Origin of the sequence: Dryocola sharpae, assembly GCF_051307055.1 — a bacterium.
Taxonomy (GTDB): Bacteria; Pseudomonadota; Gammaproteobacteria; order Enterobacterales; family Enterobacteriaceae; genus Dryocola.
Map to the genome: position 1 here is coordinate 1765738 of NZ_CP149994.1, position 21378 is coordinate 1787115.

Sequence of the window (21378 nt, forward strand, 5' to 3'; positions counted from 1 at the left end):
GAAAATGTTGCCGGCCTCTTTATCAGGATGATATTCAGTTGTACTGACGGAGTTGACGTGCTGTCTTATAAGCTCCCTGCGGATCCAGCAAGGTGAGAACATCTAACGCTGTACAGATATCCATTACGGAGACTGATGGCTGCCCCATCAGCGCCTTCCATGTTGCTCTGATATTTCCAACGGCCTCCTCTCCTCTGGCACTCAGTGCAAAATATCTGCTTTCGCTCCCGGCCCTGTACTTGTCCTGTAATAGCCCCTTATCTATAAGGTTATGCAGGCAATTTTTTATATTTTCAGTATCAATTCCCTGCATTTCCGGCAGTAGAGATGTGACGATCCCCGGTTTTTTATAGGCTTTAAGAACCAGAAGGCATTCAAGTGCCGTCAGGGAAAGATCGTCATTTCCGGCTGTGCCAGAGAGATCCGGAGTGGGCTTCACCGAATCGGGGCGTCTATGGCTTTGATGGTGACTCCCGGGCATTCAGGTATTCCTTTTTGATTTAGCTATGTTAATATAGCTATAATATCAGCAGTAATTGCGCTGTGCAAGGGGGTGTTCCCGATGTCGAAACAGGCAGGGCTGAATAATCCTTTCAGGCAGTGGGGATTAACGTTAAACGGAGAATAAAATGAAATTCAGACAACCGGCATTTTAGCTTCCGCGCTGATGATTGCGGGTAGATCGCAGGCAGCAGAAATCTGTAGTAAAGACGGTAACAAGCTGGGTCCGTAAGGAAAGCTTCAGGGGATGTATGACTTTTCTGCTGATAAACGTTCGCAGGGCGATCAAGCTTATGTGCGATTTGGCCTTAAGGAGAAACGCAGGTAAATGAGTTGCTAACCGGTCATGGTATTGCTGAATTCGGCTTGCAGACTTCTGGCGCTTACCTGCAATCGAAAGGGAAAGATATTGAAGGAGAGGGGGATGAGGATAATATGAAATATGGGGATGTCGACGCATCGTATTATTTCAATAAAAATATGAGGGCGTTAGCTGAGGATAAAATCAACTTGTTGGATGAAAATGCCTTCACCCGCAGTGCCGGTAATTCCACCGACGGAATCGTGGCGCTGGGTCCGATCTTCCAGTTCCGCTCGCATAATATGCGGAGAACCCGGACCGGCGTGATAGCAGGCCGGAATTAAAGGTTATGTTATGACAGTCAACAAATTGCTGACCCTGAAGGACGTTCCGGGTATTTTCCATGCCGTCAGAACAGGGCGAAAATCCAGTGTGCTGTCTGATGCTGATTTTCGTCAACGGAGCATGGCGTGCGGATGTCCGGCGTATCTCTTAGCAACCGAAATAACCATGCTTCTGCATTATGCAACCGATTTAAACCAAAAGATGTTTATTGCAACGTTAGCCAATACGGGGATCGGTATCAGCATGGCTGGCGCTCTGACTCCGTCCTCCTTTGTCTTAAACACCAGATATCCCTGTCTTCATTATTTCAGCTCCGGGAAAAGACATAACGGGGAAATTAAAGACACGAACAAAACGGCTCGGGAAGAGCACATCATCCCTCTTGTAAACGAGGGTTACGTCATGCAGCTCAGAAAGTTAATATCCGTACATACGCCAAAAGATATCGCAAAGAAAAATCGTCCTCTCTGGGCCATAAATAGCGTTAAAGCCGAGGAATGGATTAATAACGCCGTCAGCCGGGCACAAATGGATGGCGTTCACTTTTGTTTTGCTATCACGGCCGATATTCTACGTCGTTCGTTTGCTGTTGGCATGCTTACGCTCGGTATACACCCCGATAGTCTGAAACGTATGATTTACACGGAAAATGCTGTTTCGGCTGTTAACGAAATAACGAAAATGCCCTGAATCGTTTCAGAAAAAATAACGTTGTTGATAGCCTTCCCAGAAATATGCTGGCAGATCATATATAACTGTTGGGATTATTCTTCAAGAGAACTATCAAGCATTATCAGAACATTAACGGTATCTTCTAATTTCTCATCCGGAATGTCGGCCTGTTTCAGAAGCTCTGTCCAGCCACGATGCACCGTCATGATAGAATCAGCGGCGGTCGGCGTAATGTAAAGCTGCGTCACACGTTTATCTCTGGGATCTGGCTGGCGCACCACCATTCCTTTTTCTGCAAGTCCGCGAAGCGCGGCAGCTGTATTACTGGAACGGAGAGCCAGTAACTGACTGAGTTCTGAAGGCGACATCCCGGGTTGCCGTTCAATCTTCATAAGCAACAAACTTTCCAGATTACTGAGAGGAACAACCGATGGATTATGGGACGTATGCGTGTGCAATTTTCGTGCGATATGAAGTATCGTATCGGCCAGTTCCCTCAGTAAAGCTGCACGATCGCTATTTTTTGCTGGCAAATTTACCTCACTGTTCTTATCTGTATAAGAAATCATCGATTACATAACTGACGATCCCGCTCTCAGTTATGTAATTTGTATGCTGGTTATGACCGCACACATTGATTATGACGCATGTATAATAAGATACGAAAAACAGTACAGAATCATAGCTGCCCCGTTAGCCTCTCTGTAAAAGATAAAAAGCTTACGGCCGGTATTTTAACGTTTTTTTACTTATATAACAATAAATTGCCTGATTCAGCTGCTCTGTTTTACGTTAATGCAGCTGGTTAAGGACCCGTTATGTCACGCACGAACACCTGCATGATGCATAATACACCTGAATCCGTTTGTACTGCAGTAAAGCAACGGCTGCTACGCCCGGCCAGACAGGAGCAAATATTCCCCGTGAGATTGCCTTTACCGAATGTGCTTCCGAAATCTCGTGAGCCACAGTCGCCGGAGATTTAGCCTGAACTGGGGGCATCGGGATCAACTGGCAGACCTGGAGAGAATGCTGTTTCTGCTGGATGGCAAACCTGCTCCTGACAACCGTGGCGATATCTCTACCCGGTTGATGGAGCATATTCGTGATAACCCGGTAAAGGAAATCTACGAAGATGGATTCTTCAGCATTCGTTACTTTCAGAAGGGAACTGCCCGTTTAACGTTCAGGCGCCTGGAGCTGATAGAAAAGATGAATGACATCCCGTAAAGCGCTTGCTTAATTATTTATATTTTTTAAATCACAATATAGCAAAAAGGCGTTTGCTCTATGGGTACTAAAAGGACATGCTTATCCCGGGCTTTGGTCTGGTAATACTTATTGTGGAGATATCTGTCGATTAACAGATTAAGCCTTTCGGGTTCTATCATACGGGTTACACCGAGAGTCCAGAAGCTGCGTAGTTCAATTTCCGAGCGTTTTATTTTTGCCGTTTTCTCAAGATCGAGAATCATATTTCTGATGCAGGTGGTAGGATCGTTATTTTGCTTTACCTCCAGGGCAATATAAGAATCCAACGTCCAGCCTTTTTTACGTAGCAGGAAATCTGTGCGTAGCGTGCTGCGTGCTGGTTTTTGGCGCCGATCGCATTCCAGCGCCTGCTCGCGCCACCACTCATGCCCGGTTGAAACCAGCAGATTGGCAAACTCAATCTGCATCCAGATTTCCCATCCGGAGATATTGTTTTGATCGATGATGTTCAGCTTTTGCCTGATGTCATTGCGGGTGAAAAACGTATGAAGTAAAGTCGCCAGATGATCGAAATCACGATTAATCATATTTGAAGTCCGTTCATAATTATAATTTTTCGTACGATAAATAATTTTTCCCGCGGCAGGAAGATTTATTTTTTAACAGGAGAGTGATTTTGTTGATCGAATATATAGAAAGCTCTTTAAAGCAGGAGCAGTCATAAATATTCCGGGCTTTTATCTCCGTGCGCCTGACCACGCTCAGAGAGGGAGTGTTATCTCTCAGGCCAGCAAAAGTCGAAAAAGCGTATTAAACGATGGCTCAATACCTGAAGGTTGTTTTTGAACCATCTCTTCCGCTCAAATCCAGCCTTGTTGACTTGCTAACCAGACGACGATGGCGACCACAATCAGGACGAGGGTTGTCTTTCGCATTGCTACTCCTCGGTAACCAGCCAGAAATCGGCTTCGTCAAACATCTCTTCAATCAGACGATTGATCCTTTCCTTTTCGCTCTTGGTGCAGTCGCTGTTGACGGCGTTGGCCTGCATCGGCTTCACTCTTACCTCGGCCTCGGGAAAAAGCGACTGCATCCGGCGGGTGAGCTCAGCAAGGATCTTCTCATTTGCGCCCGGCAGACCCGCCACGTTTCGTTTGTCGTAAACCAGTTCAACGTACATTGATAAACCTTTCATAAAGCTGTATTTATATACAGTAATAAATCTCGGGAGCAAGGGCAAGCACTATCGTATGAAAAGAAGCGGGAGCCTGCGGCTCCCGACAGTATTATTTGTCAGCACGGGTCAGTAAACGAATGACCAGGCCGCCCGTTGCGGCAAGCGTTGCCAGTGAAACCAGCCCCGCCCAGCCGAATTTTTCCAGCACCGTGCTTCCCAGCGCCGCGCCTGTCGCCATGCCGATAAACACCACGGTGAACATAATCGCGTTCAGACGGCTGCGGGCTGCCGGATTGATGGCGTAAATAATCGACTGATGCGCAACCATAGATGCCTGAATACCCAGATCGAACCCTATCGCGCTTAATACAATTACCGCCAGTTGAGCGGGTACCGGCAGCAGCGGCAGAGTGAACATCATAGCGAAAGAGACGACCACAATGGCCGCGGCGATCCTGGTGACAAAGTTCGCGCCGCGTCGGTCCGCCAGCGTGCCTGCCAGCGGCGCAGCAAGCGCTCCTGCGGCCCCCGCCAGGCCAAAAGCGCCGGCTACCGCGCTGCCCAGCTGATAGCGTTCTGCGAGCATAATCGCAAGCGTTGACCAGAACGCGCTGAAGGCCACCGACAGCAGGCCTTGCGCCAGCGCGGCGCGGCGCAGGGCAGAATAGTCCAGCCATAGCTTGCCCAGGGAGCGCAGCAGCGCAGGATAGCGCAGCGTTGTTTCAGGTCGGAAGGAGGGCAGCATGCGCCAGAGGGTCAACGTCACGATCTCCACGGCCGCAGCGGCAATAGCGTATACGCTGCGCCAGCCGAAAAGCTCCGCCACCACGCCGCTAAACACGCGTGACAGCAGGATACCGGCCAGCAGCCCGGTCATCACCATGCCGACCGTTTTTCCCCGGCTGCTGTCGGGGGCGAGCGTTGCGGCGGCGGGAATAATATCCTGCGCAACGGTGGCGACCAGCCCGATAGCCAGGCTACTGAGCAGCAGCAGAGGCCAGGAGGAGGCAAATCCGCAAAGCAATAAGGTGAGGGACAACAGCGAGCCTTTCACCAGAATAATGCGGCGGCGATCGAACCGGTCGCCCAGCGGGGCGAGCAGAAGAATACCAAGCGCATAGCCGATTTGGGTCAGCATCGGCACCAGGCCGATATCGCTGACGCCTGCCTTAAAGGCCGCGCCGATAATACCTAACATCGGCTGGCTGTAATAAATGGAGGCGACGCCGATCCCGGCGCCTGCGGCGAGGAGAAAAACAATTTTGCCCGACAGCGCGTTCTCCGCCGCTGTGTCTACGTTTTGTAATGCTGAAAGCTGGTTCATGGCTCGCTCCGAACGGGTGAATGTACGCTCATTCTTGTCGTTTCCGGCACGATGCTGTAGCCCCCGCGGAGGTAAAACTGTTATACACTTTACGTATGAAGAAAAATATCAGTCAGCCAGCAGACCGTATAACCATCCTGCAAACGTTCGTGCGCATTGCGGAAAGCGGCAGCCTCTCAGCCGCGGCCGCGCAGCTGGGAACTTCGCAGCCGACCATCAGCCGCCGTCTGCAAACGCTGGAGCAACTGCTCGGCGTAAAGTTAATTCAGCGCACGACGCATACCATGAAGCTGACGGACGACGGCGAGCGCTGCTATCAGCATGCGCGCAGGCTCATTGAGCACTGGCAGATCATGGAAGATGAGGTGAGCGGGGTACGGGATGAGCCAGTCGGCGTGCTGCGCGTTCGCGCGCCGCACGCTTTTGGCCAGGATCAGCTCATCGGGCCGCTGGGGGACTACCTGCAGCGCTATCCGCAGATTAGCATTGAGTGGATACTTAATGACCATTCACCAGATTTTATTCCCGCAGGCGTTGACTGCGCGATTCATGTCGGGCCGGTTACCGATCCTAACGTAGTGGCGGTGTTGCTTGCGGAGGTGCCACGCATCATTGTCGCCGCGCCATCATTACTGGCAGACAACCCCCTGATAAAAGAAGTGGCTCATCTGGCGCGCCTGCCGTGGATTGCGCTGAGCACTTTTTATCGCAATGAAATCACGCTTCACCACAGGGTTCGCGGTGAGCTTTTCCGGTTTGACATCTCGCCCAGGCTTAGCACCGATAGTCTTTACGCGGTACGTAAGGCGGCACTGAACGGGCTTGGGGCCGCAATGGCTTCCTCATGGATGTTTAAAGCGGATCTGGAAGAGGGCGCCCTGCAGCATGTACTGGCGGACTGGCAGGCCGCGCCGCTGCCAATTTATCTGCTTTATCCTTACGCCAGCTACTATCCGGCCCGTCTGCGAAAATTTATTGACCTGATGAAAGAAGTGATGCCCGGCCTTACCGGGACAAGGCCTCCGATGACAAAGGGGAAAGACGCTCAGGCTTAAAGAGGGGGCGAATCAGGAAGAAGGGATTTGATAGTGAAAAAACAGCATGGGCAGATCACCGTCAGGTAAAATTGCTTCCTGATAAACGCCTTTTGTCAGCGAACCGATAGCCGAGCGCCAGAAGCGTTGAGCAGGCTCGTTCTCCAGCAGGACTCGCGTTTGCCACAGCCCCGGTCTGCCGGAAACCGCCTCGCGAAACGCTGCTTTCCCGACGCCCTGGCCCTTAAATTTTTTTAATACGAAAAACTGATCGATATCGTACCGCGCCAGGTTTAAAGGATAGCGTCTGAGCAAGCAGAAACCGGCCAGCTCTCCACGACAATAAATAAGCCAGGGCCAATGATCGTCCCGTAGCCAGTGAGGATCGAGCAGCGATGGGCTATAGCTGTAGCGCCCATCTTTCCCGCACGGCCACTTCCCTGTTTCCGCCAGATCGTAAACGTAATAATTAAATAAATTCTCTACAATGTTGCGATGTTTTCCGGCCGGAATCAGAGATACCTTATTCATATTTCTCCTTTGAGGTATGTTGCCTGTTATTTATGAACTGGCGGAACATGTGGCTCATCATAAAAGCTTACTTTTGCCAGTTCTATGTTATTTGCCGCTTCGCTTAATGGGGAGAAAAATAAAACTTTACCTCTCTCGGCAGCCGGACTCTTTTTGTTGTTTTAGCGTCTCTTCCTTATCTTACAGACGGTTAGCCAACCAGAATCATATCTTTTTGCTGAAAATAATTCTTGCTTAATATACGGCGACATGCGTAAATACGTCATCGGTTTGGAACACAGACCTTATGAAAGCAGTTTTAGTAAAGCAGTTCACAATAGATACCCTTCTGCGTGAGTCTCCTCCTAAGTGCCTAAATAAGAAACGCTCTGCAATACAGACCACGTTCGCCACTTCAGGTGGCCAAATATATTGAGGAAGTATCTATGTCTAATAAAATGACTGGTTTAGTAAAATGGTTTAACGCTGAAAAAGGTTTCGGCTTCATCACTCCTGACAACGGCAGCAAAGATGTATTCGTACATTTCTCTGCAATCCAGAGTAACGATTTCAAAACGCTGGACGAAGGTCAGAAAGTTGAGTTCTCTATTGAGAACGGCGCTAAAGGCCCGGCAGCAGCTAACGTAGTTGCGCTGTAAGGCTTAAGACGCCCGCTGTTTTCAGCGAACTAAAAAACCCGCTTATGGCGGGTTTTTGCGTTTCTGCGCGACGGTAATCCGGCGTGGATTTTTGCAAAAAAGCGATCTTGAGCCTAGGCTTAAAGAGAAAATAGATTTTCATTACAAGCAGTTGGATTTTTTTAAACAGGAGAGTTTATGGGTTTCTGGCGCGTAGTTATCACTATTTTGCTCCCGCCCCTTGGCGTACTTATCGGTAAAGGGTTTGGCTGGGCTTTTATTCTGAATATCATTCTGACGCTGCTGGGCTACATTCCGGGGCTGATCCACGCTTTCTGGGTGCAAACCCGGGATTAATACAGTTTTACCGCTATTCTGAAACCCGCTGCGGCGGGTTTTATGCTTTTCTTATCTGCTACTGTTTACAAATACAGCTAAGAATGTTCTGATATTTAGCGTAAGTGAACAGGATAAGAGAAGTGATATGTTTCAGTTAAAGCCGGGCACTCTGGCGATGATTATTGGCTCCCGCACCGGCAGAGGCCGGGTCAATATTGGCAAAGCAGTGGAGCTGTTTGGCTTGTGTTTGCCGGGCGAGCGTTTTGTCAATCCGGTAACCGGCGTTATCACGCAGCTGCCGTCAGAAGCGAATTATCCCCTTTGGTTAGTTACCGGCGACGTCGTGGCATTTGACGGAAGAGTCGGCTATGCCTTTGTCCGCGCCGAACATCTTATGCCGCTTGATAAGCCATCTGTTTCGCAGGCGAGTGAAAAGCAGGCCGTTCTTTAGTCTTCCAGATGGCGTAAAAAATCAGCCAGCACCAGGGCGTGGTTTTGCGCGGTGTTTTTTGCGCCATAAAGCAGCGTGACCGTTTCGCTCTGCGCACGTTTTGCCAGCGCCAGCGCCGCTTCACCCGCCTCTTTAAGTTCCTCACGATAGCACTTGCTGAACTCGGCAAAATCAATGGCTTCACTGTGGAAAGCCTTGCGCAGCTCCGTTGAGGGCGTCAGCGTTTTAGCCCACTCATCGTAGCGCAGATCGGCTTTCTTCAGGCCGCGCGGCCACAGACGGTCCACCAGCACCCGATAGCCATCGTCCTGCGTGGCCTCCTCATATACGCGCTTGCAGCGGATCATCGCTCCTCCTGTTCAAACTCTTCTATCCGGCTTATCAGCCCCGGAAGCTGGTGTTCAGCAAACACCTCGATGCCATGCTGACGAAGCAGCGCTGCCGCCACGCCCACGCCGGGTATGGTCACGCCCCGGAAATGTCCGTCATAAATCTTTTGACTGCCGCAGGTCGGGCTGCCGTCGGTCAGCAGGGCGAACTGACAGCCGTTTTCCTGGGCGGCTTTGAGCGCAAGCCAGGCGGCCAGCAGATAAGGCTGAGTGACATCGCTGCCGTCGCTTTCCAGAATGCAGGCCGCGCCAGTTAAGGCGGCGCTACCGTCGCCTCCGGCAAGCTCTGCGGGTAACCGCGGGGTATCCATGCCTGCCGCAAGCTCGGGGCAATGGATGACCAGCCGTTGCTCCTGCCGCCAGCGTTCCAGCGCCGCGGCAACCCACGGTTTATCGCGGCCGTTATAGCGCACTTTAAAGCCCATCAGACAGGCGCTGACCAGAATTTTTGCTTTCATAGCGTAAGGCTTTTTGCGGGGTGAAGGGCTACGGTACTACAAGGCGATTATCAATTTCCACCCTGCCAATTCCTGGCGTTGCCAGCCAGGCCAGAAGCGATTACGCTATGATGCCTTATGTTACTCCCGCTTGCAGACATAAGGATAAGCAAAGAAATGCCAGCCTCTGTTCTGAAATCCACTCTTCGTATTGCGTTAGTCGGTGATTTTAACCCGGCGGTTATTGCACATCAGGCTATTCCACAGGCGCTGGACAATGCGGCTGCGGTCGTCGGCGTAACCGCAGACTATGACTGGCTACCGACTCCGGAAGTAACCAGCGCGGAAGATTTAATCGGCTACGACGCAATTTGGTGCGTTCCCGCCAGCCCTTACCAGAATGACGACGGCGCGTTTCTGGCGATACGTTATGCGCGTGAAAACGCGATTCCCTTCCTCGGCACCTGCGGAGGATTCCAGTATTCAATCGTTGAATATGCCCGCAACGTGATGGGCTGGGATGACGCGGGACATGCGGAAATGGACAGCGACGGACGGCTGGTTATTGCGCCATTAACCTGCTCGCTGCTGGAGAAATCCGACGTTATTGAGCTGGCGGAAGATTCAAAGATTGCCCGCGCTTACGGAACGACAAAAATAGAAGAGGGCTACCACTGCAATTACGGCATCGCTGAGCTGTTTACCGCAGCGCTTGAGTCTTACCCTCTGAAAGCCACCGGTTGGGATAAGCAGGGCGAAATCCGTGCGGTGGAGCTGACCGATCATCCCTTCTTCGTAGGGACGCTGTTCCAGCACGAACGCAACGCTTTAAAAGACCAGCCGGCGCCGCTGGTTGAGGCTCTGCTTCGCGCAGCGCAGCAATAGCAGAAAGGGGCGGGTAAGCGTGGCGTTACCCGCCGGTAAATCAGATCTTAGCCGCGCGCAGCAGCAGGAAAGGCGGGCGGCGGCACTGTCTGGCGAGGTCGGGACGCAGGGCGACGGCTTCGTCTCGCGGTTTTGGCTCAAGTAAACGAGTCAGCGCAAAGCCGCTATCCAGCAGCGTATTGACGTAGGTTTCTACCGTCCGGTGATATTTTTGCACGTCTTCCACAAACCATGCGGTATGCCGCAGCGTTTGTTCCTGATAGTGGTCCACGGGCCAGACGTCGCCATTTTCATACGGCACCCAACCAATCTGAAAGGCCGTGCACATCGGGTGCTCAACGGAAAATATAAACTGGCCGCCAGGTTTTAACGAGGCAAAAACTTTCCCGCACAGCGCCCGGAAATCTTCGATGTAATGCAGCGCCAGCGAAGAGACGGCCAGATCGAACTCCTGCTCCCGGGTCTGAAACTGCTCGATGGCGAGATGCTGATAGACAATACTTTCGTCATTCGTGCAGGCCCTGGCCTGAGCGAGCATTTTCTGCGAAACATCCACGCCGAGGATGCTGGCGGCTCCGTGTTTACGGGCATAGCGGGCGAAATCCCCGAAGCCGCAGCCGAGATCCAGCACCGACAGCCCGGCGAGTTCGGGAAGCAGGGAATAGAGCGCCGGCAGTTCCAGTAAGCCATTCAGCCCGGAATCGCTCTCGCGCAGCTGCCGATAGTTCTCAAAAAAAATCGGGTCGTCAAAAATGTTCTGTGGTGCCGATGGCTCAGCTTCTTTTTGCATTGTCGCTCTCCAGGTGGGTGATTTCGCTCAGGGCATCAGGTCCTGGCGTCAGCCGCAGAGCCGATTTCAGCGTTGCGGCCAGCCCAGGCCCCGAATGCCGCCATGGCTATAGAGAGTAACGCGCATCCCAGCAGAGGCAAGTTCCAGTCGCCTGAAACGTCGTGGATTTTCCCCATTACGGGCGGGCCGAACGCCGCCAGTAAATAGCCCACGCACTGCGCCATACCGGAAAGCGCAGCCGCCTGATGCGCAGAGCCGGTACGCAGGCCGATAAACGACAGGCCCAGAATCATCGCCGCGCCGGACCCAAATCCACCGATGCAAACCCAGACGCCTGCGAAGTCAGGCAGCAGCCACAGGCCGACGGCGCTCAGGCACCACAGCAGCGCCATTAACACCGCGATGCCGCGCTGATCTTTCAGGCGGCTTAGCATCAGGCCGATAACCAGGCCGGGAACAGCGGTCGCCAGCTGTAACAGGCCGTGCAGGGAGCCTGCCCGCGCTTCGCTGTATCCGTGACTAATCAGGATCGAAGGCAGCCAGCCGATGATCACATAGTAAATCAGCGAGTTAATGCCCAGATACATCGTAACCTGCCAGGCGAGCGGCGAGGACCAGATGCCGCGGCTGTGCAGCGCGCTGTTGCTGCTCAGATTCGCAGGCGTATGGTTCGCTAACTGAGGCAGCCACAGCAGCAGCGCGACAGCAGGAAAGATCATCAACGCCAGCAGCGCGCCGTTCCAGCCGTAGCCGTGCAGCGCAATGGGCACCACCATAACGGAACCAATAGCCGCCGCCACGCCCATCGTCAGCGAGTATGCACCGGTAAGGCGCGCAACCTGGCCTGGGAAATCGCGTTTAATCAGGCTCGGCAGCAGCACGTTGCCCATCGCGATACCGCAGCCAATAATTGCGGTGCCGATATACAGCAGCGAAGCGCTGCCTGCCGAACGCAGCGCGATGCCCGCACAGATGACGATCATGGCGCCAGACAAGCTGCGTTCCGTGCCGAAGCGCCGGGCGATACCGGCCGCCATCGGCGAAACAATCGCAAAGGCCAGCAGGGGAAGCGTAGTCAGCACGCCGGTCTGAGCCGTGGTCAGGCCGAAGGCGTCGCGCACCATATCCAGCAGCGGGGCCGCACCGGTAAAGGTGACGCGTAGCGTCGTGGCGATCGTCAGAATACCGAGCAGCAGCAGGCCGCGCTTTTTTATGCTCGCTGAAGAGGAAGTCGTCATTTTTTATGTCCGTTAAAATCGAGGCCCAAAGATACACGCTTCTGCCGCTGAGCAAATCAACGTAAAATGACAGTTTATCCCTAAATTCGGACAGAATAATGGAGCGTGGTTTAGCCTTAGAAGGATTCGACCCGGACAGCAGCCTGCAGCCTGCCCAGGCTTTTCGCATACGCGTGGCGGAAAGCGTCAGGGAAATACCTTTTCATCAGCACCGCAAGGGCCAGCTGATCGTTGCTTTGCACGGCGGAATAACCTGCGAAGTAGAGCAGGCGATGTGGATGGTGCCGACGCAATACGCGGTCTGGATCCCGGGCTCGATGCCGCACAGCAATCGCGCCACCGCCAACGCACGGATCTGTTTTTTGTTTATCGAACCCGGCGCGGTAACGATGCCGGACCAGTGCTGTACGCTAAAAATTTCCCCGCTGGTGCGAGAGTTGATTCTGCATCTGGCCCGGCATCCCCGCGACGAGGACGACACGCCTGCGCGAAAGCGCCTGGTTCAGGTGCTGTTTGATGAGCTACCGCATCAGCCGGTTGAGCAGCTGCATTTGCCGATGTCCCGCCATCCCAAAATCCGTCAGATGGCCGAACAGCTGGCGCAGGAGCCGCAGGCCCGGCGAACGCTGGCGCAATGGGCTCAAATGCTGGCAATGAGCGAGCGCAATCTGGCGCGGCTGGTGGTTAAGGAGACGGGGTTGAATTTCCGCCGCTGGCGGCAGCAGCTGCAGCTGATCATCGCCCTGCAACTCTTAATCGATGGCGAAACGGTACAGAAGGTGGCGGACGCGCTGGGATACGAGTCCACCAATGCTTTTATTACTATGTTCAGGAAATCACTGGGGACGACGCCGGGGCGTTACCTGGCGTCGCTTACCTCTTAGACAGCATTGCTCAGGCGGAACTGCGAGACGACTTCGCGTAGCCCGCGAGTCTGGTCAAGTAGCGCCTCCGCCGCAGCCGTCGCCTGGTTTACCATCGCCGCGTTCTGCTGCGTGGTGACGTCCATCTGGCTGATGGCGGTGCTCACCTGCGCAATACCGCTGCTTTGCTCTTCGCTGGCGTGTGTAATTTCCGCCATCAGGGCCGCCACGCGTTTGACATCCGTTACGGCGGTATTGATGGTATTGCCCGCCTCGTTCACCAGCTCGCTGCCGTGGTTGACCTGTGCAACGGAGTTTTCAATCAGCACTTTTATCTCTTTTGCCGCGCCCGCGCTGCGCTGCGCAAGGCTGCGAACTTCCCCGGCCACCACCGCGAATCCACGTCCCTGGTCACCGGCGCGGGCGGCTTCCACCGCGGCGTTAAGCGCCAGAATATTGGTCTGGAAAGCGATACCGTCGATGACGCTGATAATGTCGGTGATTTTGCTGGCGGATGCGGAGATCTCGTCCATGGTCTGCACCACGCGGGCTACGACGGCGCCGCCCTGTTCGGCGCTACGTGAGGCCGCAGCCGCAATCTGGCTTGCGGTTTGCGCATTCCCGGCGTTCTGTTTTACCGTGGCGGTCATCTCTTCCATTGAAGAGGCGGTCTGTTCCAGCGCGCTGGCCTGCTCCTCGGTGCGGGAAGCCAGGTCCACGTTGCCGCTGACGATTTCACCGGAGCTGTTGCTAATATGATCGCTGCTCTGGTGAACGATATTAATAATCATCGTTAATTCTTCACACATGGTTTTCATGGCGGCCATCACGCTTTGCGTATCGCCTTCCCGCACGGGCACATGGCGGGTCAGATCGCCACTGGCGACGGCGCTGGCGATCTCAGCCACCTGCGCCGGTTCCGCGCCCAGCGATTTGAAAATATTGCGATGCACCCAGTAGCCGATAAGCAGCAGTAATAACACCGCCGCGCCAGCGCCAATCATCTGCCATTTTACCGCGTTGCTGGCGCTGTTTTGCGCGTCGTTGACGGCGCTGTTGGCGTAGTCTGAGGATGCCTGCACAAAGGCATTAATTCCTTTTTCATGGGCGAAGAAGTGCTTATCCGCCGCTTTAAGCCTCTCGAAGAGCGGCGTCGGCGCACCGCTGCGAATCAGCTCAATCAGGTCGTTTGCTTCTTTGATCATCGCCAGCCCGGCGGTGTACTGCGCGCCCAGCAGTTTCTTCTGCAGCTCCGGCGGCAAAACGCTTTTCCAGTAGTCGATTCTTTGATGCCAGAGTTTATCAAGACGCTTTACTTCGCTATCGGCCTGATCGACGGTCAGGGTGCCTTCCACCACGCGAGAAAGCACCAGCCGCATCTCGATAAGATAGACCGGGGCGGGATGGATGTCCGACACCAGATCCTTGGCCAGCATGCCGCGCGCGGTATTGTGCGCGCTCTGCTGGCTGCCATAGAGCGCAATGGCGGTAACCAGCGCCGACATCAGCACGGAACAGCAGATCAATAACAACAAATTGTGGGTCAGTGATTTCATTTTATCTCTCCTTTTAACTGGCAAAGTTATCGGCCTGAGAGAATGGAAACTTTTTACCGGGATGTTAAAAACAAAGAGCGCATCACACTTTATTGGCTAAATTCTTCTTTTTTTATATTTAAAAACAGTTTGTTAGAGAAACTATTTCAGAATCTATAAGCAAAAATTTTAATATTGGGCTGGTTAAGATGTTTTGCGTATATGTCACGATCGATTATTCATCAGACAACAAGCTGCGTTTACGGGCGCGTAAAATCTTCTCCAGCTAACAGGCGGGGGAAACAAGGGAAATATATGGCACAGGCAATGACATCCCATAAATCTGAGTTTGCTGCTTTAATTCTTCTGTCGTTTTGCAGGCTTTAAGCAACGTCGGCGCAGGCCAGCCGGCTGGTGGCTATTCACAAAGCGGGCGTAGAAAGTAAGCCTATTTTCAATACCAGGACGCCGCCTGGAGTCCCGGACCTTAAAAAATAATGTTTTATCTACTATCCATTTGATTTAACTAGATTATCGTGGCGACAAGCTGGAAATGTTTGCTACTAATTGGGCTAACCGTGTTGCGCTTCTGCAGTCAGGTAAATCCGTCCTCATTGCGGAGGAGATAAACATGACGCCGGTGCATGCGCAGGTGACGGATTCCTTCACGTCCTTTTTGTGGGCGGGCCGCGGGTTTCCGCGCTTGCGCTGGCCCAGGTTCATGGCTGGGAACATGACGAGGCCGGAGCGGCAGGCAACTGCTTTGCCGCCGCATTTTGTATTCATTTTCGCGCTTCGACGCGTTCCAGCCCGCAAGGTGTTTTCCTCTGCTAGACTTTGATGTTGATAGTGTTGTTACTACCCGACCTAAAATTATCAGGAGGAGATATGGGTTTAATCAGTTTCGTAAAAGAAGCAGGCGAGAAAATACTGCATGCGGTTACCGGAACGGCGCACGCCGCCGATCAGAACGAACTCCTTAAAGAGCACCTGAAAAAAACCGGCGTGCCGGATGCGGATAAAGTCGATGTAAAAGTTGCAGACGGCAAGGCTGTCGTAACCGGCGAAGGGCTAAGCCAGGAAGCGAAAGAGAAAATCCTGATAGCCGTCGGTAACGTGGCGGGCATCGCCGGCGTGGAAGATAAGGTGACGGTGAAAGAAGCGGCTGAAGAGAGCCAGTATTACACCGTGAAATCAGGCGATACCCTGAGCGCGATTTCAAAGCAGGTTTACGGCGACGCAAACCAGTACAACAAGATTTTCGAGGCCAACAAGCCGATGCTTAAAAGCCCGGAAAAAATCTATCCAGGGCAGGTGCTGAGAGTGCCGAAATAATGCAAAACGCCCACCGAACGGTGGGCGTTTTAATATAAAACTTATGTAGCTTGAATTACTTAGTGCAATACACTCGCGCTTCACGCGGCGTATAAATGCCGAAGGTAACAACGCCAAGCAGGCCATTAACAAACGTCTGCTGGACTTCGGTGCTAAGGACCTTATCAGCGCCGCCGCAAACCTGGGCCGCGTCAATTTGTTTCTTCTGGCCAATACCGCTTACGAAGAAGTGATGGGTAGTAACCTGTTGCGGTGCAGCGGTTACGCCTTTGTTTACAGAGAAGGTTTGCTGTGCACATCCAGAAATGGCCGTGGCGGCCAGAATAACCATAAGCAGCTTTTTCATATCATGCCTTTTTTGTGTAATAAGCCCATGCTGTATCGCTGAAAATAGTACACACCAAATGTTACAAACGGCAACTCCCTGGATCTGATAGCGCTGGCGGGTCTGCTGTTAGCGGCTACAAGGTGCTTAAGGTGACGGGAACAAAAGGAGAAGGTTATGTCGAAACTTGATTCAAACGAACATCGCAGCAAAGAGGGCGAGGCCAGCAAAGGCCTGCCGGAGGTGGCGCCTGACGCCGCTAACGCCCATGAAGAAGACGATCGTCCGATCGGGGATGAACCTAAAAAACATGGAGAGATACCGCGTACTCGCGACGACAGCGAGGATGATAAGAAAGATCCGTACAAGGACCCGGGTAAATAAGCTGCGAAAATCAGCCAGTATTTTTAATTAACTGGCTGATTTTTTTGTTTAATTGTAGGAATCGCTGTTCTGCCTGTGGAAAAGCTCCCGGAACACAGGATAGATATCGTCCTGATCGCGGATGTGCTGCATTGCAAAATTATCGAAGGTTGCCTGCAGGTCTTCATATTCGCGCCACAGCGTCTGGTGCGCGCGCCGGGTGATTTCGATGTAGCTGTAATAGCGCACCACCGGCAGCAGTTTTTTCGCCAGCAGCTCGTGACACAGCGGCGAATCATCCGCCCAGTTATCGCCATCTGACGCCTGCGCGGCATAGATGTTCCACTGCGTCGGGTCATATCTTTCTTTCACGACTTCATCCATCAGCTTTAAGGCGCTTGAGACTATGGTGCCGCCGGTCTCCTGCGAATAGAAGAACTCGTGCTCATCCACCTCTTTCGCCTGGGTGTGGTGGCGGATATAAACCACTTCCACGTTTTTATAGGTTCTGCTCAGGAACAAATAGAGCAGGATATAAAAACGCTTTGCCATGTCCTTGGTGGCCTGGTCCATTGAACCGGAGACGTCCATCAGACAGAACATAACGGCCTGGCTTGAAGGCTCGGCGCGTTTTTCGTAGTTTTTGTAGCGCAGATCGAACGTATCGATAAACGGCACGCGGGCGATTTTCTCGCGCAGCTCCGCTATCTCTTTGCGCAGTCGCTCTTCTTCCAGCAGCTGCGCAGGTTCGCTTTTGCTGACGGTTTCAAGGCTGTCTTCCAGCTCGTGCAGCTGACGGCGTTTTCCGGCGGTCATCGCCGTGCGCCGCGCCAGCGAGTTTTGCAGTGAGCGAACCACGGAGATATTTGCAGGCACGCCGTTAGAGGTATATCCCGCACGATGCGTTTTAAACTCGTTGAGCTGCCGCTGCTGGTTTTTCTGCAGATTGGGCAGCGCAAGGTCTTCAAACAACAGGTCGAGATATTCATCTTTTGAGATCTGAAAGACGAATTCGTCCTGACCTTCACCGTCCGGGCTTGCCTGACCCTGCCCGCCGCCTGAACCGCCGCCGCCGCCCTGCGGGCGCTCGATGCGGTCGTTCTGTACAAAATGATCGTTACCGGGATGCACGCGATGGCGCAGGCCGCCGCGGCCCTGGTGGAACATCGGCTCGCTGATATCTTCACTGGGAATGGAGACGGACTCGCCGCTGTCCACGTCGGTTACCGAACGCTTGTTGATGGCCTCGGAAATCGACTGTTTGATTTGTGCCTTATAGCGGCGCAGGAAGCGCTGGCGGTTGACCGCGCTCTTGTTTTTGCCGTTCAGTCGCCTGTCAATAAAATAGGCCATAGTTCCCCCAACTTCTTTGCCGACTGCGCAGGGGCGACACGGTTGTGGCGCCCATTTGTGGCTTAATCCCGTCATGCTTCAGGATGTGGCAACGCCGGCTGCACTTACTCCCCCGGCCGCCTACTATTGTAAGCGCCCGGGGAAAGCCCCTTGCTGCCTGACCACAACCCGATTTCTTCAGGGCATAGACGTTATGAAGATTTACGCACCCGCAGATACCATTCGCACAGCAGGCGGACCTGTTTGCGGGTGTAGCCTTTCTCCATCATACGATCGACAAAGTCATCGTGTTTCTTCTGCTCGTCGGTCGAGGTTTTGGCGTTGAATGAGATAACGGGCAGCAGCTCTTCGGTATTGGAGAACATTTTCTTCTCAATAACCGTGCGCAGCTTCTCGTAGCTGGTCCAGTTAGGATTACGACCGTTGTTGTTAGCCCGCGCCCGCAGCACGAAGTTGACGATTTCATTACGGAAATCTTTCGGGTTGCTGATGCCGGCCGGTTTTTCAATTTTTTCCAGCTCCGCATTCAGGGATTCGCGGTCAAAGAGCTGGCCGGTGTCCGGGTCGCGGTACTCCTGATCCTGAATCCAGAAGTCAGCGTAGGTGACATAACGGTCGAAGATGTTCTGCCCGTATTCTGAATAGGATTCAAGATATGCCGTCTGGATCTCTTTGCCGATGAATTCAGCATATTTCGGGATCAGATAGCCTTTCAGGTGCTCCAGATATTTCTCCGCCAGATCCTGCGGGAACTGCTCGCGTTCGATCTGTTGTTCCAGCACGTAGAAAAGGTGTACCGGGTTGGCCGCGACCTCGACATGATCGAAGTTAAACACGCGCGACAGGATTTTGAACGCGAAACGCGTCGACAGCCCGTTCATGCCTTCATCCACGCCAGCGTAGTCGCGATATTCCTGGTAGGACTTCGCTTTCGGGTCGGTATCTTTCAGGCTTTCACCGTCATATACCCGCATTTTGGAGTAGATGCTGGAGTTTTCCGGCTCTTTCAGACGTGAAAGAATAGAGAAGCGCGACAGCGTTTCGAGCGTGCCCGGGGCGCAAGGCGCGTGGGAAAGCTCGCTGTGATTAAGCAGCTTCTCGTAAATTTTCATCTCTTCGGAGATGCGCAGGCAGTAAGGCACCTTGACGATGTAAACACGGTCGAGGAACGCCTCATTGTTTTTGTTATTGCGGAAGGTCACCCATTCCGATTCGTTGGAGTGCGCCAGAATAATGCCGTTAAACGGCAGGGCGGAGATGCCTTCAGTGCCGTTATAGTTCCCTTCCTGGGTTGCGGTCAGCAACGGGTGAAGAACCTTAATCGGCGCTTTAAACATCTCAACGAATTCCATGATGCCCTGGTTGGCACGGCACAGCGCGCCGGAGTAGCCATAGGCGTCAGGATCGTTTTGCGCATGGTTTTCCAGCTTGCGGATATCCACTTTACCGACCAGCGCCGAGATATCCTGGTTGTTCTCATCCCCCGGTTCGGTTTTGGCGATGGCTATCTGCGCCAGAATAGACGGCCAGACTTTTACCACGCGGAATTTGGTGATATCGCCGCCAAATTCATGCAGGCGTTTCGCCGCCCACGGCGACATAATTGTGCCCAGGTAGCGGTTAGGTACGCCGTACTCTTTTTCAAGGATCGAGGCATCTTCCTGGGGGTTGAACAGGCACAGCGGGTGATCGTTTACCGGGCTGCGTTCGCCGTTGGCGCTCAGGGTATAGATCGGCACTCGCTGCATCAGCGCCTTCAGGCGTTCGGCGAGTGAGGATTTACCGCCGCCGACCGGCCCCAGTAAATACAGAATTTGCTTCTTCTCTTCAAGCCCCTGAGCCGCATGTTTCAGATAGGAAACGATTTGCTCAATGGCTTCTTCCATACCATAGAACTCTTCAAACGCCGGATAACGGGAGATGACCCGGTTCGAAAAGAGACGGGACAGCCGCGGCTCTGTGGCAGTATCCACCATTACTGGCTCACCAATGGCCATCAATAGCCTTTCTGCCGCGTTGGCATAGGCGCTGCGATCCTGCTTACAGATAGCGAGAAATTCCTGCAGTGTGAACTCTTCGTCCTTGGCAGCTTCATAACGCTGGCGATAGTGATCGAATATATTCATGGCATGCCGTCCTTTCGTTTTTAGCACAGGTTAGAGAGCCGAAGGTAATAGTAATAGGGGCTCCCGGAAGACGTATTCTGAGTACAGCAACCCTTATGCCAACTTATCTGTTGTGGTGCTTTTCGGTACTGCCGTCAGAGTAATTCACCTTCTTAAAATAAAGCGTAGATGGCATTTGCAAAACTTGCATACGGCCCCGGACCACTTTCAAAGACATATCAATAACTCATCCGACTATTTCTCTATCTGGCGTAAAGCGCCGCCGTCGGATTCATACGGCCGTCATGAAAGTGAAAAGAGAATGAAATCCTTTTCTGCCACGCTGGTTGATTGCTAAGGTTTTTCGATTTGTAAAAAATTTGGGAGAAAAGGGTGGCGCGGTTACACTTGTTCCGCTGATTATTTGATTAAAGGACTTAATGGATTGTGACCAAATTCAAACTTCTGGCATTGAGCGTCATTATTGCTTCTTCAATGGGCACCGCGAGCGCGGCCGGTCAGTGGTCTGTTGGTGCAGGCGTTGGCGTCGTTGAGAGCCCGTATAAGCAGTATGACCGCGATATCTATCCGATACCGATTGTCACCTATGAAGGGGATGACTTCTGGTTCCGTGGGCTGGGCGGCGGCTACTATCTGTGGAACGACCAGGCCGACAAACTGTCAATCATGGCCTATTACTCGCCTACCTACTTTAAACCGGGCGACAGCGACGATCGCCAGTTACGCCGTCTGGACAAGCGTAAAAGCACCATGATGGCGGGGCTGTCATATGTCCATAACACTCAATATGGTTTCCTGCGCACGGCGCTGTCGGGCGATACGCTGGACAACAGCAACGGTATCGTCTGGGATCTGGCCTGGCTGTACCGCTATACCAACGGCGCGTTAACCCTGACGCCGGGCATTGGTATGGCGTGGCACAGCGAACACTACAATGATTACTATTATGGGGTTTCCCATCATGAGGCGAGACGTAGCGGTCTGAACAGCTATGATGCTGACGATAGCTGGAACCCGTATCTGGAGCTGACGGCGAGCTACAAGTTTGCGGACGACTGGAGCGTATACGGCACGGGGCGCTACACCCGCCTGGGCGATGAAATCAAAGACAGCCCGATGGTTGATAGATCATGGAGCAGCCTGATCTCTGCAGGCATAACCTATAGTTTCTGATGGTGCAATTTGTCTATTCTTACGGGGCGCTTGCGCCCCGTTTGCATTATGGTGAGGCAACC

24 protein-coding genes and 2 pseudogenes are annotated in these 21378 nt (G+C 52.9%); 12 read left to right on the forward strand and 14 right to left on the reverse strand.

Annotated elements, in window-relative coordinates; genetic code table 11:
- Nucleotides 1–34: 34 nt before the first annotated feature.
- Nucleotides 35–481 (reverse strand): hypothetical protein, encoded by a 447-nt coding sequence (locus WLO31_RS08445; RefSeq protein ID WP_435930007.1) that lies wholly within the window; start codon nt 479–481, stop codon nt 35–37.
- A 377-nt stretch (nt 482–858) separates the two neighbouring features.
- On the opposite strand from WLO31_RS08445, the pseudogene WLO31_RS08450 reads away from it, so the two are divergent.
- Nucleotides 859–1146, forward strand: a pseudogene (locus WLO31_RS08450) (porin); the annotation flags it as partial.
- A gap of 10 nt (nt 1147–1156) precedes the next feature.
- A complete protein-coding gene (locus WLO31_RS08455) occupies nt 1157–1837 on the forward strand; it encodes a hypothetical protein (RefSeq protein ID WP_435930008.1) in 681 nt (226 codons plus the stop codon).
- A 74-nt stretch (nt 1838–1911) separates the two neighbouring features.
- On the opposite strand, the gene WLO31_RS08460 is transcribed toward WLO31_RS08455, so the two are convergent.
- A complete protein-coding gene (locus WLO31_RS08460) occupies nt 1912–2388 on the reverse strand; it encodes a MarR family winged helix-turn-helix transcriptional regulator (RefSeq protein WP_435930009.1) in 477 nt (158 codons plus the stop codon).
- 382 nt (nt 2389–2770) lie between these two features.
- On the opposite strand from WLO31_RS08460, the pseudogene WLO31_RS08465 reads away from it, so the two are divergent.
- Nucleotides 2771–3049, forward strand: a pseudogene (locus WLO31_RS08465) (DUF4942 domain-containing protein); the annotation flags it as partial.
- A gap of 26 nt (nt 3050–3075) precedes the next feature.
- Here WLO31_RS08465 and WLO31_RS08470 read toward each other — a convergent pair.
- From WLO31_RS08470 to WLO31_RS08480, 3 genes are all read right to left on the reverse strand, one after another.
- Entirely contained in the window at nt 3076–3618 is a 543-nt protein-coding gene (locus WLO31_RS08470; protein WP_435930010.1) for a hypothetical protein, read from the reverse strand.
- Nucleotides 3619–3968: 350 nt separating this feature from the next.
- Entirely contained in the window at nt 3969–4211 is a 243-nt protein-coding gene (locus WLO31_RS08475; protein ID WP_121267865.1) for a DinI family protein, read from the reverse strand.
- A 106-nt stretch (nt 4212–4317) separates the two neighbouring features.
- Nucleotides 4318–5532, reverse strand: a complete 1215-nt coding sequence (locus WLO31_RS08480) for an MFS transporter (protein ID WP_435930011.1) — start codon at nt 5530–5532, stop codon at nt 4318–4320.
- 95 nt (nt 5533–5627) lie between these two features.
- Here WLO31_RS08480 and WLO31_RS08485 point away from each other — a divergent pair, with 95 nt between their 5' ends.
- On the forward strand, nt 5628–6587 hold the full coding sequence (locus WLO31_RS08485; protein WP_435930012.1) for a LysR family transcriptional regulator: 960 nt from the start codon (nt 5628–5630) through the stop codon (nt 6585–6587).
- A gap of 12 nt (nt 6588–6599) precedes the next feature.
- On the opposite strand, the gene WLO31_RS08490 is transcribed toward WLO31_RS08485, so the two are convergent.
- Entirely contained in the window at nt 6600–7097 is a 498-nt protein-coding gene (locus tag WLO31_RS08490) for a GNAT family N-acetyltransferase (protein WP_435930013.1), read from the reverse strand.
- A 425-nt stretch (nt 7098–7522) separates the two neighbouring features.
- Here WLO31_RS08490 and cspG point away from each other — a divergent pair, with 425 nt between their 5' ends.
- From cspG to WLO31_RS08505, 3 genes are all read left to right on the forward strand, one after another.
- Nucleotides 7523–7735 carry a cold shock protein CspG gene (gene cspG, locus WLO31_RS08495; RefSeq protein WP_121267867.1) on the forward strand — a complete coding sequence of 71 codons (213 nt, stop codon included), beginning with the start codon at nt 7523–7525 and terminating at the stop codon, nt 7733–7735.
- 177 nt (nt 7736–7912) lie between these two features.
- Nucleotides 7913–8071, forward strand: coding sequence for a YqaE/Pmp3 family membrane protein (locus WLO31_RS08500; RefSeq protein ID WP_121267868.1), 159 nt, complete (start codon nt 7913–7915; stop codon nt 8069–8071).
- Nucleotides 8072–8198: 127 nt separating this feature from the next.
- Complete coding sequence (locus WLO31_RS08505) at nt 8199–8504, forward strand: hypothetical protein (protein ID WP_435930014.1); 306 nt, start codon at nt 8199–8201, stop codon at nt 8502–8504.
- Here WLO31_RS08505 and WLO31_RS08510 read toward each other — a convergent pair.
- Together WLO31_RS08510 and WLO31_RS08515 are read right to left on the reverse strand one after the other, a co-directional pair.
- Nucleotides 8501–8851, reverse strand: a complete 351-nt coding sequence (locus tag WLO31_RS08510) for a DUF488 domain-containing protein (protein WP_435930015.1) — start codon at nt 8849–8851, stop codon at nt 8501–8503. The genes WLO31_RS08505 and WLO31_RS08510 overlap by 4 nt on opposite strands.
- A complete protein-coding gene (locus WLO31_RS08515) occupies nt 8848–9351 on the reverse strand; it encodes a DUF523 domain-containing protein (protein WP_435930016.1) in 504 nt (167 codons plus the stop codon). The genes WLO31_RS08510 and WLO31_RS08515 overlap by 4 nt, the downstream gene beginning before the upstream one ends.
- A 156-nt stretch (nt 9352–9507) precedes the next feature.
- Here WLO31_RS08515 and WLO31_RS08520 point away from each other — a divergent pair, with 156 nt between their 5' ends.
- A complete protein-coding gene (locus tag WLO31_RS08520; RefSeq protein ID WP_435930017.1) occupies nt 9508–10215 on the forward strand; it encodes a CTP synthase C-terminal region-related (seleno)protein in 708 nt (235 codons plus the stop codon).
- 40 nt (nt 10216–10255) lie between these two features.
- Here the strand turns inward: WLO31_RS08520 and WLO31_RS08525 are convergent, their stop codons facing one another.
- Both WLO31_RS08525 and WLO31_RS08530 read right to left on the reverse strand, forming a co-directional pair.
- Nucleotides 10256–11005: a class I SAM-dependent methyltransferase gene (locus WLO31_RS08525; protein WP_435930018.1), complete on the reverse strand. Its 750-nt coding sequence runs from the start codon at nt 11003–11005 to the stop codon at nt 10256–10258.
- A 35-nt stretch (nt 11006–11040) separates the two neighbouring features.
- Entirely contained in the window at nt 11041–12243 is a 1203-nt protein-coding gene (locus WLO31_RS08530) for a CynX/NimT family MFS transporter (protein WP_435930019.1), read from the reverse strand.
- Nucleotides 12244–12341: 98 nt separating this feature from the next.
- On the opposite strand from WLO31_RS08530, the gene WLO31_RS08535 reads away from it, so the two are divergent.
- The gene (locus tag WLO31_RS08535) at nt 12342–13127 is read left to right on the forward strand and encodes an AraC family transcriptional regulator (protein ID WP_435930020.1); all 786 of its coding nucleotides are present in this window, start codon (nt 12342–12344) and stop codon (nt 13125–13127) included.
- On the opposite strand, the gene WLO31_RS08540 is transcribed toward WLO31_RS08535, so the two are convergent.
- On the reverse strand, nt 13124–14662 hold the full coding sequence (locus tag WLO31_RS08540) for a methyl-accepting chemotaxis protein (protein WP_435930021.1): 1539 nt from the start codon (nt 14660–14662) through the stop codon (nt 13124–13126). The two genes, WLO31_RS08535 and WLO31_RS08540, sit on opposite strands and share 4 nt — an antisense overlap.
- Before the next feature lie 867 nt (nt 14663–15529).
- Between WLO31_RS08540 and lysM the strand changes: the two genes are divergently transcribed.
- A complete protein-coding gene (gene lysM / locus WLO31_RS08545; protein WP_435930022.1) occupies nt 15530–15976 on the forward strand; it encodes a peptidoglycan-binding protein LysM in 447 nt (148 codons plus the stop codon).
- 55 nt (nt 15977–16031) lie between these two features.
- On the opposite strand, the gene WLO31_RS08550 is transcribed toward lysM, so the two are convergent.
- A complete protein-coding gene (locus WLO31_RS08550) occupies nt 16032–16322 on the reverse strand; it encodes a Bor family protein (protein WP_435930023.1) in 291 nt (96 codons plus the stop codon).
- A gap of 156 nt (nt 16323–16478) precedes the next feature.
- Between WLO31_RS08550 and WLO31_RS08555 the strand changes: the two genes are divergently transcribed.
- Complete coding sequence (locus tag WLO31_RS08555; protein WP_435930024.1) at nt 16479–16685, forward strand: hypothetical protein; 207 nt, start codon at nt 16479–16481, stop codon at nt 16683–16685.
- A gap of 48 nt (nt 16686–16733) precedes the next feature.
- On the opposite strand, the gene WLO31_RS08560 is transcribed toward WLO31_RS08555, so the two are convergent.
- Nucleotides 16734–18017 carry a YeaH/YhbH family protein gene (locus tag WLO31_RS08560; RefSeq protein WP_435930025.1) on the reverse strand — a complete coding sequence of 428 codons (1284 nt, stop codon included), beginning with the start codon at nt 18015–18017 and terminating at the stop codon, nt 16734–16736.
- Between the two features lie 191 nt (nt 18018–18208).
- The gene (yeaG, locus tag WLO31_RS08565) at nt 18209–20143 is read right to left on the reverse strand and encodes a protein kinase YeaG (RefSeq protein ID WP_435930026.1); all 1935 of its coding nucleotides are present in this window, start codon (nt 20141–20143) and stop codon (nt 18209–18211) included.
- Between the two features lie 426 nt (nt 20144–20569).
- Here yeaG and WLO31_RS08570 point away from each other — a divergent pair, with 426 nt between their 5' ends.
- Nucleotides 20570–21316, forward strand: a complete 747-nt coding sequence (locus tag WLO31_RS08570; protein ID WP_435930027.1) for a MipA/OmpV family protein — start codon at nt 20570–20572, stop codon at nt 21314–21316.
- Nucleotides 21317–21378 lie beyond the last annotated feature (62 nt).

What these genes read in the sequence shown, in the direction of transcription:
- WLO31_RS08445 (WP_435930007.1), bottom strand. Translation starts at nt 481, where the DNA reads ATGCCCGGGAGTCACCATCAAAGCCATAGACGCCCCGATTCGGTGAAG.
- WLO31_RS08455 (WP_435930008.1), top strand. Translation starts at nt 1,157, where the DNA reads ATGACAGTCAACAAATTGCTGACCCTGAAGGACGTTCCGGGTATTTTC.
- WLO31_RS08460 (WP_435930009.1), bottom strand. Translation starts at nt 2,388, where the DNA reads ATGATTTCTTATACAGATAAGAACAGTGAGGTAAATTTGCCAGCAAAA.
- WLO31_RS08470 (WP_435930010.1), bottom strand. Translation starts at nt 3,618, where the DNA reads ATGATTAATCGTGATTTCGATCATCTGGCGACTTTACTTCATACGTTT.
- WLO31_RS08475 (WP_121267865.1), bottom strand. Translation starts at nt 4,211, where the DNA reads ATGTACGTTGAACTGGTTTACGACAAACGAAACGTGGCGGGTCTGCCG.
- WLO31_RS08480 (WP_435930011.1), bottom strand. Translation starts at nt 5,532, where the DNA reads ATGAACCAGCTTTCAGCATTACAAAACGTAGACACAGCGGCGGAGAAC.
- WLO31_RS08485 (WP_435930012.1), top strand. Translation starts at nt 5,628, where the DNA reads ATGAAGAAAAATATCAGTCAGCCAGCAGACCGTATAACCATCCTGCAA.
- WLO31_RS08490 (WP_435930013.1), bottom strand. Translation starts at nt 7,097, where the DNA reads ATGAATAAGGTATCTCTGATTCCGGCCGGAAAACATCGCAACATTGTA.
- cspG (WP_121267867.1), top strand. Translation starts at nt 7,523, where the DNA reads ATGTCTAATAAAATGACTGGTTTAGTAAAATGGTTTAACGCTGAAAAA.
- WLO31_RS08500 (WP_121267868.1), top strand. Translation starts at nt 7,913, where the DNA reads ATGGGTTTCTGGCGCGTAGTTATCACTATTTTGCTCCCGCCCCTTGGC.
- WLO31_RS08505 (WP_435930014.1), top strand. Translation starts at nt 8,199, where the DNA reads ATGTTTCAGTTAAAGCCGGGCACTCTGGCGATGATTATTGGCTCCCGC.
- WLO31_RS08510 (WP_435930015.1), bottom strand. Translation starts at nt 8,851, where the DNA reads ATGATCCGCTGCAAGCGCGTATATGAGGAGGCCACGCAGGACGATGGC.
- WLO31_RS08515 (WP_435930016.1), bottom strand. Translation starts at nt 9,351, where the DNA reads ATGAAAGCAAAAATTCTGGTCAGCGCCTGTCTGATGGGCTTTAAAGTG.
- WLO31_RS08520 (WP_435930017.1), top strand. Translation starts at nt 9,508, where the DNA reads ATGCCAGCCTCTGTTCTGAAATCCACTCTTCGTATTGCGTTAGTCGGT.
- WLO31_RS08525 (WP_435930018.1), bottom strand. Translation starts at nt 11,005, where the DNA reads ATGCAAAAAGAAGCTGAGCCATCGGCACCACAGAACATTTTTGACGAC.
- WLO31_RS08530 (WP_435930019.1), bottom strand. Translation starts at nt 12,243, where the DNA reads ATGACGACTTCCTCTTCAGCGAGCATAAAAAAGCGCGGCCTGCTGCTG.
- WLO31_RS08535 (WP_435930020.1), top strand. Translation starts at nt 12,342, where the DNA reads ATGGAGCGTGGTTTAGCCTTAGAAGGATTCGACCCGGACAGCAGCCTG.
- WLO31_RS08540 (WP_435930021.1), bottom strand. Translation starts at nt 14,662, where the DNA reads ATGAAATCACTGACCCACAATTTGTTGTTATTGATCTGCTGTTCCGTG.
- lysM (WP_435930022.1), top strand. Translation starts at nt 15,530, where the DNA reads ATGGGTTTAATCAGTTTCGTAAAAGAAGCAGGCGAGAAAATACTGCAT.
- WLO31_RS08550 (WP_435930023.1), bottom strand. Translation starts at nt 16,322, where the DNA reads ATGAAAAAGCTGCTTATGGTTATTCTGGCCGCCACGGCCATTTCTGGA.
- WLO31_RS08555 (WP_435930024.1), top strand. Translation starts at nt 16,479, where the DNA reads ATGTCGAAACTTGATTCAAACGAACATCGCAGCAAAGAGGGCGAGGCC.
- WLO31_RS08560 (WP_435930025.1), bottom strand. Translation starts at nt 18,017, where the DNA reads ATGGCCTATTTTATTGACAGGCGACTGAACGGCAAAAACAAGAGCGCG.
- yeaG (WP_435930026.1), bottom strand. Translation starts at nt 20,143, where the DNA reads ATGAATATATTCGATCACTATCGCCAGCGTTATGAAGCTGCCAAGGAC.